General features: G+C 36.4%; 8 protein-coding genes. 1 reads left to right on the forward strand and 7 read right to left on the reverse strand.

Annotated features, from left to right (window positions below):
- Positions 1 to 3: 3 nt before the first annotated feature.
- From A5844_RS09945 to A5844_RS09975, 7 genes are all read right to left on the reverse strand, one after another.
- On the reverse strand, positions 4 to 2,037 hold the full coding sequence (locus A5844_RS09945) for a BglG family transcription antiterminator (RefSeq protein ID WP_086285028.1): 2,034 nt from the start codon (positions 2,035 to 2,037) through the stop codon (positions 4 to 6).
- Complete coding sequence (locus A5844_RS09950) at positions 1,988 to 3,673, reverse strand: PTS transporter subunit EIIC (protein WP_086285259.1); 1,686 nt, start codon at positions 3,671 to 3,673, stop codon at positions 1,988 to 1,990. Before A5844_RS09950 ends, A5844_RS09945 begins: the two co-directional genes overlap by 50 nt.
- Before the next feature lie 219 nt (positions 3,674 to 3,892).
- Complete coding sequence (rbsU, locus tag A5844_RS09955) at positions 3,893 to 4,780, reverse strand: ribose/proton symporter RbsU (protein WP_086285029.1); 888 nt, start codon at positions 4,778 to 4,780, stop codon at positions 3,893 to 3,895.
- A gap of 19 nt (positions 4,781 to 4,799) precedes the next feature.
- Complete coding sequence (gene rbsD / locus A5844_RS09960) at positions 4,800 to 5,195, reverse strand: D-ribose pyranase (RefSeq protein WP_086285030.1); 396 nt, start codon at positions 5,193 to 5,195, stop codon at positions 4,800 to 4,802.
- Positions 5,196 to 5,213: 18 nt separating this feature from the next.
- Positions 5,214 to 6,122 carry a ribokinase gene (rbsK, locus tag A5844_RS09965; protein ID WP_086285031.1) on the reverse strand — a complete coding sequence of 303 codons (909 nt, stop codon included), beginning with the start codon at positions 6,120 to 6,122 and terminating at the stop codon, positions 5,214 to 5,216.
- Positions 6,123 to 6,638: 516 nt separating this feature from the next.
- A complete protein-coding gene (manA, locus tag A5844_RS09970; protein ID WP_086285032.1) occupies positions 6,639 to 7,589 on the reverse strand; it encodes a mannose-6-phosphate isomerase, class I in 951 nt (316 codons plus the stop codon).
- Between the two features lie 38 nt (positions 7,590 to 7,627).
- Entirely contained in the window at positions 7,628 to 8,653 is a 1,026-nt protein-coding gene (locus A5844_RS09975; RefSeq protein ID WP_086285033.1) for a serine hydrolase domain-containing protein, read from the reverse strand.
- 265 nt (positions 8,654 to 8,918) lie between these two features.
- On the opposite strand from A5844_RS09975, the gene A5844_RS14305 reads away from it, so the two are divergent.
- On the forward strand, positions 8,919 to 9,128 hold a 210-nt coding region (locus tag A5844_RS14305), incomplete at its 3' end, for a transposase (protein WP_086285034.1).

The following is a 9,128-nucleotide window of genomic DNA, read 5'->3' on the forward strand; positions in this document are numbered from 1 at the left end:
CCTTTATTTTTTCATTTCATCGATCAATATTTTGGATAATAATTGATAGACGATTTCCTGATTTCCTGAACGAAAGATTTCAGTATTTAAATCGTTCATGATAAGTGCACCACTAATTTTCCCAAGTAATCTTCCTGTAATTTCATCAATTGGAGAAGGTGCCAATATCACGAGCATTCTGGATAAATAAAGGGGCTTCCTGTCCATTCCTTCAATCTCAAGTTCATTTTCTAGATGAAAGATACAAAAAACCGGTTCAGTGACTTGGGAACTAGATGTATGAAACAATCCCATATTCGTATTAGGGATACCTACGGGAGATTGATGATATCTTTGCATTAAGCGTTGATAGACTTTTGTCTCATCCTGAATAATCTCCTTTGGAAGGTAGGAGAATATCTCTTGGACCGTCTCTTCAATTGTTGTAGCATTTGAGAGTTCCTGAATAAAGAACTGACCTAAAAGTCCATTGATTTTTTCCATCATTCTGACTGTTTTTTCATAGTTATCTTCAATTGTTGGTTGCGATTTTGAAATTTGGCTTTTACCTTTAATTCTTTTTTCTTCTAGACGAGCAAATTCTTCTTTCAGTTGTTTCACCTCTTCTTCAAGAAGTAAAGGTGAAACTAATAGATACTTGCCATCATACCCAGTAAGAATCGATGTGGAAATAACTAGATCATATGTTTCTTCTAGATCGATATTTTTCAAGTCAGCGATCCGATAAAAATGAATGTGCTGGATAAAAGGAAAATAGCGTTTTAGTCTCAGCTCAAGCATACTTGTCGAAGCCAATCCACTTGGTGAAAAACCAGCGATTTTAATCGTACTATCTTTCGGTGCTTTTTCTAATGAGTTCGCAAAGTGTAAAACCATATAGGCAATCTCTTCTTCTGATAACTTTTTTTCTTGAAAAATCAATTCGATTGCGTAACGAATACCTTGGGCGATTTCTTGGTACTGAAACATGATTTTTTCTAAGATAGGATTCGTCAACTGTTCTTCTTGTAAAACAGCGCGTGAAAATACACCTGATAGATGTGTCAGCAACATTTTATACAACATTTCATCCTCGTAAAAAGGGCTATTTGTCTCTTGACTGACAACTTCGATTAATTGTTTTACTAAATAAGCTAACTGTGTATCAAAAGTCTCTTCAAAAAAATTTTGATCAAAGGAATTTGAAAAATCATTTAATAAACTAGCAAAAAAAACAATTTCGTTGACTGGATAGAGTTGTTTGGTTTCAATACCGACTTTTGAAAATAAAGCTTTGGCGATCCGTAATAAATCTTTGTTGACTAAGCCAGTATAAGTTTCATTCGTTAGTAGATATTTTTTCGTTACTCGATCGATCGTAATGCTTAACATCAAAACTAAATGCTCAAGTTTTCGATCACTGAGATCTGTCTGTTGTTGAATCAATTCATCATGAATCACTTTACGTGCCAGTAGAAGATATTTTGTATTGATAAAGCGAAAAAAATAATTCGTCGTATCCTCAAATTGAGCACGATGAAAAATCTCATACTCATTGATTTCTAGCGCCATGACATTGGCTATCAATAAACGTCGATATTTTTCTGGACCGGTGATTTCATAACCACGATTACGAATGATTTTTAAGGGAAGTTGCTTCATATTTGTTTCCAATTGTTTGATATCCCCGTAAAAAGTCGTATTACTAATCAAATACTGTTCCATAAAATAGTTCAATGACAAAGGTTGATCTGTGGTTAGCAATTCCAGTAAGATCGCATGCTGCCTTTGTGAAGTAGACAGTTCTAAAAATTGTTCTTCCATTTCTCGTAGGAGCAAGTGCTTGATTTCTTCACTTGCCTTTATCGTAAATGAACCACGTGAAACTTTTTCTAAAGTAGCGCCAACTTCTTTTAACGAAAGTTCAAGCTGTTCAAGTTCTCGATAAACAGTTCGTCTGCTCATTTTCAAAAGATTCATCAGGCGCTGGATCGAAACTGGTGACGGACTAGTGATGAGTTCTGTCAGTAGTTGCTTCTCTCTGGGTGACAAATACATCGATGTCCACTTCCTTTACTAATTTTGCATATTCTTGCGTCCCTACGAAATGATCAACAATCAACAAATGTTTCACACGCTCCTCTAAGCTATAATTCTTTGCTATCATTTGGTCTGTTACATAAAGGATTTGTTCCTCTTCTATCAGCTGTTCAATTGCTTCTTTTTGGATATCGAGGAACACTTGATGCTCCTTAGCGATCCGACTCAAGACTATCATCCCCATTGTTTGTGAACCACGACGATTTTTTTCATATAAAAAAACCACCTTTTGTACTTTACCTTTTCTTGATTGCACCGTTTGTTTAGCCAGTTCTTGTGAAGGTTGATTATTGATTCGCTGTTTGATCAATGGTAAATATTCATCTATTTCTAAAAAATGTGTCACTGGTAAAATTTGACTGTCTTCTACCTTTTCTTTAGCTAAAGGTAAAAAATTTTCTTGAACAACCACTAACTGTTCTGGATTTTTTTTTAATTCCGCAATGGATCGATAAGTGATTGGGATACGAATATGATCAAATGCCAGTTGCTTTTGAAGAAGTGCGGCACCCATTGCACTAGACCCCATTCCTGCATCACAGGCAAATATAATTTCACTAATTGATTCGTTATTCATTGAGAGCTCCTTTTTTGATGAGGTTGATTTAACAGGGGTTGGCTTGTGTTTTTTTAGAAGTATAGAAGCACACGTAAATGTAACCAAAGCACTAAGGAATATCCCTAAAGTCACTCCTAATATCTGTAGTGGCGGTGTATTCGCTAAAATTACGACTAAAGAGCCAGGAGATACTGGGGTACTCAAGCCAATGTCTAACCATTGAAAAGTCAATGTTCCGGTTGCTCCGCCTAATATCACTGCAAAAAAAAGAGCAGGTTGCATCAATACAAATGGAAAATAGATTTCATGAATACCACCGATTGCTTGAATCATTAATGCGCCACTAGCTTTTATACTCTTTTCTTTTTCTGCAAATAAAATCATTGCAGCCAACACACCGACACCTGGACCTGGGTTGGCTTCCATCAAAAATAAGATCGAATGACCTGTTTTTTGTGACAATTCGAGACCTAGAGGAGTCAATATTCCATGATTAATAACATTATTCAAAAAAAATATTTTTAAGGGTTCAATAATCAGACTAATAAAAGGCAATAGATTTTTTTCAATCAGCCAATAAACAAGAGCACCTATATTCATCAAAGATCTTTCTACCACTGGTTGGATAATTAGAATCCCCATGATACAAGTAAGTCCCCCACTGACTCCAACCAATAGATTATTCACTAACATTTCATATCCAGGTTTTATTCTTGGTGAAACCCATTTGTACAGCCATTGAAATCCACTACCGGTCAATAAGCCAATCACCATGGCTCCAAAGATTGGTGCAAAATCAGAAACCACAATCATCCCCAAGGAGGCTATTGCACCAGCTACGGCTGCCTTTTGATTAAAAATTTTCGCACCAGAATAACTAATCAATATAGGCAACAATAAATAAGTCAACCAGTGGTTCACTTCAAGTAAATTACGCTGCAACTCTCCAGATAAGTTATTCGTTATTATAGATAACAAACCCCAAGTAATAAAGATACTGAGATTTGGCATAAGCATTTGTTTAAAATAATGCATCAATTGAGAAAAACACTTCAACTTAATTCTCGACCGAACAGGAAGCGCCTTCAAAAATTCAACCACCTGATTACCAGCTCTTTTCCAAGCCAGTTATTTAGGCTTTAATATGGATTTCAGAAACATTTCTTTCTGATAATCCTATTCTAACAGTTTCCGTTATCTTTTTTCTACAAAAAAATTGATAAAGAACAAGATTCATTCTTTACCAATTTCGTTTTATATAAGAACTGTTATTGTTGCTGCAGCTAAAATAAGCACCAAACCAATAATTGTGACAGCCATTTCTTTTTTGGTTTTCTTTTGTCCTAAGAACCAGATTCCAGTTAAAGTAGCTAACACAACAGAAGTTTGGGATAAAATAAATCCTGTTGCTAAACCATTCATATCTGGTTGTGCTGAAATAAGGTAAGTCAAAGCAGCAAAGGCAAAGAAAAATCCAGAAAAGATTTGTTTATAAGAAACCACTTCAGTAAAGGCAGATTTTTCACCTTTTTTAAAACTTAAAGCCGCTGTATAAATGACTGCGACAAGAAGCATACCGATGGCTTGGGGTAAGAACGCATGCATTCCATCAATTGAGGTAGCTTGCGGAGCCGCGGAGTAGGCCCAGTAACCAATTTCACCAACAGCTAATAAAAGGACTGCTTTTTTTAATAAGCTGCTCTTTTCATTCGATTTTTTTTCTGTCCAAACGGTCATCCAAGCACCGATAATAATCAATACAAGCGCCAAACCACCTAATACTTTTGCCGTTGTTCCTGGCCAATTTCCTAAAGCGAAGACTCCCCATAAAGAAGCTCCTAATAGTTGAAAGGCTGTTGTGATTGGCATTGCTCGTGATGATCCAATCAATGTAAAGGATTGGAAAGTAATGATTTGTGCCGTTGCCCAACCTACACCTGAAAGAATTGAAAAGACTAGGTCCATTCCTGTTGGTAAGCCCATTCCTTTTACTAATGCGAAAATAAGTGCAAATATCAATGTTCCCAAAGTAGATCCTAAAATTTGATTGACTGGTCGGCCACCGATTTTAGAAGCAATCGTTGGATATAGCCCCCAACCCAGTAGTGGTCCTAAACCAATCAATAATGCTGTTGCATTCATTTTAATTTCCTCCTATTATTTAAAATACGACGCCACTTTCTAATAAGATATTAGCATATGGTGTCATTTCTCCAGTTCGGATAAATGCATGACAATTGTTTAATTCTGCTTTCATTTCACTGTGTGGGATAAAAGTAATTGGTGTATCTGGCAATTCTTTTTTGATTTCTGAAAGAATATCAGGGTTTTCTGTTTTGATTTCTTCCGCTAGATAGATACGTTGAACTTCCAATTCTTCTAACACATTCGTCAATACATCCATAAAACTAGGAACTCCATTAGTCACTGCCAAATCAATTTTTTCAGTAGTCATCGGAACCGGCATCCCAGCATCTCCGATACTTAATTTGTCAAAGTGCCCCATTTGTGCAATCACGCGTGAGATATCTGAATTAATAACTTTTGTTTTTTTCATTGTAATAACATCCTTTCTTTAGTTCAATTCATTTTTATAAGGAATTGATGGTTGCGCACCAAAACGTTGAACAGTGAGTGATGAAGCCTTATTTCCATAGCGAATGGCTTCTTCTAGATTACTGAAATCAGTCGCTAAGATGCTACTCATTGCACCAATAAAGGTATCTCCAGCTGCTGTCGTGTCAACTGCATTCACTTTGAATGCTGGTACGATACCACTCGCTCCATTTTCAATATCATAATAAGCCCCTTTGCTACCAATCGTGATGATGACTGCTTCAATCCCTAATTGATGGAACGCTTTCGCTGCTTCTTGCAAACTCGCTTCATCCGTGATAGAGATACCAGTTAATATTTCTGTTTCTGTCTCGTTTGGAATGATCATGTCTGTTACTTTCAATAATTCCGTTGGTACATTTTCTAGTGCAGGAGCTGGATTCAAGATCGTTTTGACTCCCGCCTTTTGAGCAATCGTGAAAGCTTCTACCGTACTATCTAGAGCGCTTTCAAACTGTGCGATGACAAAATCACTTTTTTCAATTATTTCTTTACTTTTTTTGACTTGATCAGGAGTAAAAGCATTATTTGCACCCGCATGGATCATGATACTGTTTTCCCCTTGATCATCCACGATGATATAGGCTTGTCCTGTAGCTTGATTTTCCAATGTGACCACACCGTTTAAATCAATTCCTTCTTGTGTCAAAAGATCAGTCATTGCTTTGCCAGCTTCGTCTGTTCCTACTGCACCGATAAAATAAGTTGTTGCTTCTGAACGAGTTGCAGCTACTGCTTGATTGGCTCCTTTGCCGCCTCCTGCTGAAAATGTTTCTTTTGTATGGATCGTTTCACCAGGTTTAGGCATATGTTTCACCCGAATCGTCCGATCTAAATTAATACTTCCTATAACTGTAATCGTATTCATTCTAGTTCTCTCCTTTTTTTCATCAAATGAATAAAAAAGCTTTAAAACGTTTATTAAAACGTTTTAATTCGACACCAAAAATATAGCACACTTTGAAAGCTATTTCAAGGATGAAAAACAAAACTATTTTATTTTACGTAAAAAAGAACGTAGAACAAAAGTAAATAACCCTTTTGCTCCACGCTCTAAATACGTATCAACGGCTGAAACACAAGCATCTCTTTCGAAAACAAGCTGAAATTCACAAAAATTAAAAAAAATGATTTCCGTGAATTACTTCTTATTTCTCGGCGTTAAACACTTGTCCCAACCTCTTTTATCTATAAGCCAACTCAGTCATATTTTCTTATTTGATTCTTGAGATCCAATGATCATTCAAACAACAGGAGAAGTACTTTTCACCCATACATTTTGATAATGAACTATCTGAAAAGCATCTTCATCTCCTATTCTCCTGATTTTTTTCTTAATCGCTCGAGAATCCGTCACAAAGACCTTGACTTTCTAAACTAAAATTTATTTTCCTGGTTCAGAAGCGATGATTGATACTTCCCCTTGAATCATCCATTCATTGACTCCATCTGGAATGATCGCACTGGTTCCTCTTTCTAAAGGATAAGAGGTTCCATCAACAACCAAGTCACCAGCCCCGTCAATGACCGTCATCAATGTATAAGGCGCTTGTTTTTTAAATGAAGTGATTCCTTTAATATCCCACTCATAAACATTGAAGAATTCGGTTTCCAAATAAGTCACAATCGAAGAATTGCCTTTGCGTATCTCTTTGATTTGTAATTCAGGTGTTTTAGCAGGAACAGTTGTCACATCAATTGATTGTTGGATGTGTAATTCCCGAGTGTTTCCTTGATCATCTTTCCGATCATAGTCATACACACGATAGGTCGTATCTGAACTTTGTTGCGTTTCTAAAATCATGATCCCTTTCCCTATCGCATGGATTGTGCCACTAGGTACATAAAAGAAGTCCCCTTTTTTAACAGGTACTTTTTTCAATAAGTCATCCCAACGACCTGCTTTGATCATTTCAGCTAATTCTTCTCTCGTTTTTGCATGATGACCATAAATGATTTCTGCTCCTGGCTCAGCATCAATGATATACCAACATTCTGTCTTACCTAGCTCTCCCTCATGTTTCATACCGTAAGTATCATCGGGATGGACTTGAACAGACAACTCATCTTCCGCATCTAAAATTTTAATCAACAAGGGGAAGACTGGTTCAGTGGGATGCCCGAATAACTCTTTATGTTCTTTCCATAATTCATCTAGTTTCCAGCCTTTGAAAGAGCCGTTTTCGACCACACTTACTCCATGAGGATGCGCACTGATGGCCCAATCTTCACCGATCTTATCGTTTGGTATATCAAAGCCAAAAACAGTACGTAAACGACTTCCACCCCAGATTTTTTCTTGAAAAACAGGTTTTAAAAACATAGGTTCTTGCATATCTCAAACTCCTCTCAATTTTCAATGTTATTATAGCATTATTTTTTGTATAACGCTTTCTCTTGTAAATAAATCTTGATAATTTCATCTCGACATTTCACATATTCTTCCCGATGATCATTTGGATGTATCCGATTCGATAAAAAAATAAACGCTTCTTGTTCGAGAACATCGATCAATAAAAAGGTCCCGGTATATCCTGTATGAAAAAGGATATTGTGGGAATCAGTCAAATCTGTTTTTAAGTCCCACCCAAGTGAACGTCCACCCTCGTTAGTAGGCGTTTGATCTTCTAATAAAGACCGAATGGTTTTTTCCTCTAAAAAACGTCCTTCCTTTATTGTCCCATATTGAAGATACATTTGGACAAACTTGATACTATCAGCTAAATTAATAAATAAACCAGCATTTCCTGCATGCTCTGCTAGGACCCGAGCTTTTGGATCATGGGTGATACCATGGATCAATTCACCAGAAGAAAGTTGTTCCGTAGGTACGATTTTTTCTGAAGGCATCGGTAAAAATAAACTATTTATCATCCCAAGAGGTTCTAAAACCTGTTCTTGAAAAAGTTCAACTGCGTCTTCTTGGAAAATCTCTTCCAACATTAAACCCAAAAGAATTGTTCCTGCATCTGTGTATTTCACCACTTTTCCCAACTGGTCTCCTGGTTGAAGTTGAAGGTAAGCAGAAATCAATTCTTCTTGGGAAAGTTTCTCACGATTTGGGATCCATGTTTTTATATCAGACGTATGTGTCAGTAAATGACGGATCGTGATTGTTTGATTTTCAAAACGTGGTAAATAAACATTTAAGGGAGTGTCTAAAGCGATTTTCCCATCTTCCAATAAACGTAGAACTAAACTAGTTGTAGCAATCACTTTTGTCAACGATGCGGCATCGAACAGCATGTCTTCAGACATCGGACGGGTGACTGGAACGACTTGTGCTTCTCCTGAGATCAATTTATCTACTTGGTTGTCTTTTAAAAAAGCAGCCACTATCCCCGGATAATATCCTGCTTCCAATTTATTTAGAATAATTTCTTTTGTTTTGGGATACATACAGCACCCTCCTTACTTCTTTTTATGTAAATATACTAACTACCCAAGCATATAGCTTTCTGGAAAAAGAATCAACCGTCATAAAGTCTTCGATTGAATTGTTTTTTTGTAAAATAAAAGAACGGTTCTATAATATCTAGTGTTGGTGGGAAACAATTTTGTTTTCTACTAACACTATTTTTTTGTAAAAAAAGATAGAAAAAGAGATATCTAAATTGATAGAATTAAGTCGTCTAAAACAAACTCATCAAGAAAGGATATCTCCATGGACTATCATACTAAAAAATTACTCGGTTTAACAGATGAAAATATCATTTTCCCTACAAATTGGCTTTTTGAAAGGAAAGAAGGAGGCATTACCTCCTACGTGATTCATGGACGCTTAGATTACACTCCCACTTGTTGTACAAAATGTGGGGTTAAAAACGAAGGACAAGTGATTAAATATGGGACCCACCAAACCACCATTCAATTA

This window comes from Candidatus Enterococcus wittei (genome assembly GCF_002140175.1).
Lineage (GTDB): Bacteria > Bacillota > Bacilli > Lactobacillales > Enterococcaceae > Enterococcus_B > Enterococcus_B wittei.

Bases quoted from the DNA above. Each gene is read 5' to 3' on its own strand.
- A5844_RS09975 (WP_086285033.1), bottom strand. From the start codon at position 8,653: ATGTATCCCAAAACAAAAGAAATTATTCTAAATAAATTGGAAGCAGGA.
- A5844_RS09950 (WP_086285259.1), bottom strand. From the start codon at position 3,673: ATGCATTATTTTAAACAAATGCTTATGCCAAATCTCAGTATCTTTATT.
- manA (WP_086285032.1), bottom strand. From the start codon at position 7,589: ATGCAAGAACCTATGTTTTTAAAACCTGTTTTTCAAGAAAAAATCTGG.
- rbsD (WP_086285030.1), bottom strand. From the start codon at position 5,195: ATGAAAAAAACAAAAGTTATTAATTCAGATATCTCACGCGTGATTGCA.
- rbsK (WP_086285031.1), bottom strand. From the start codon at position 6,122: ATGAATACGATTACAGTTATAGGAAGTATTAATTTAGATCGGACGATT.
- rbsU (WP_086285029.1), bottom strand. From the start codon at position 4,780: ATGAATGCAACAGCATTATTGATTGGTTTAGGACCACTACTGGGTTGG.
- A5844_RS09945 (WP_086285028.1), bottom strand. From the start codon at position 2,037: ATGTATTTGTCACCCAGAGAGAAGCAACTACTGACAGAACTCATCACT.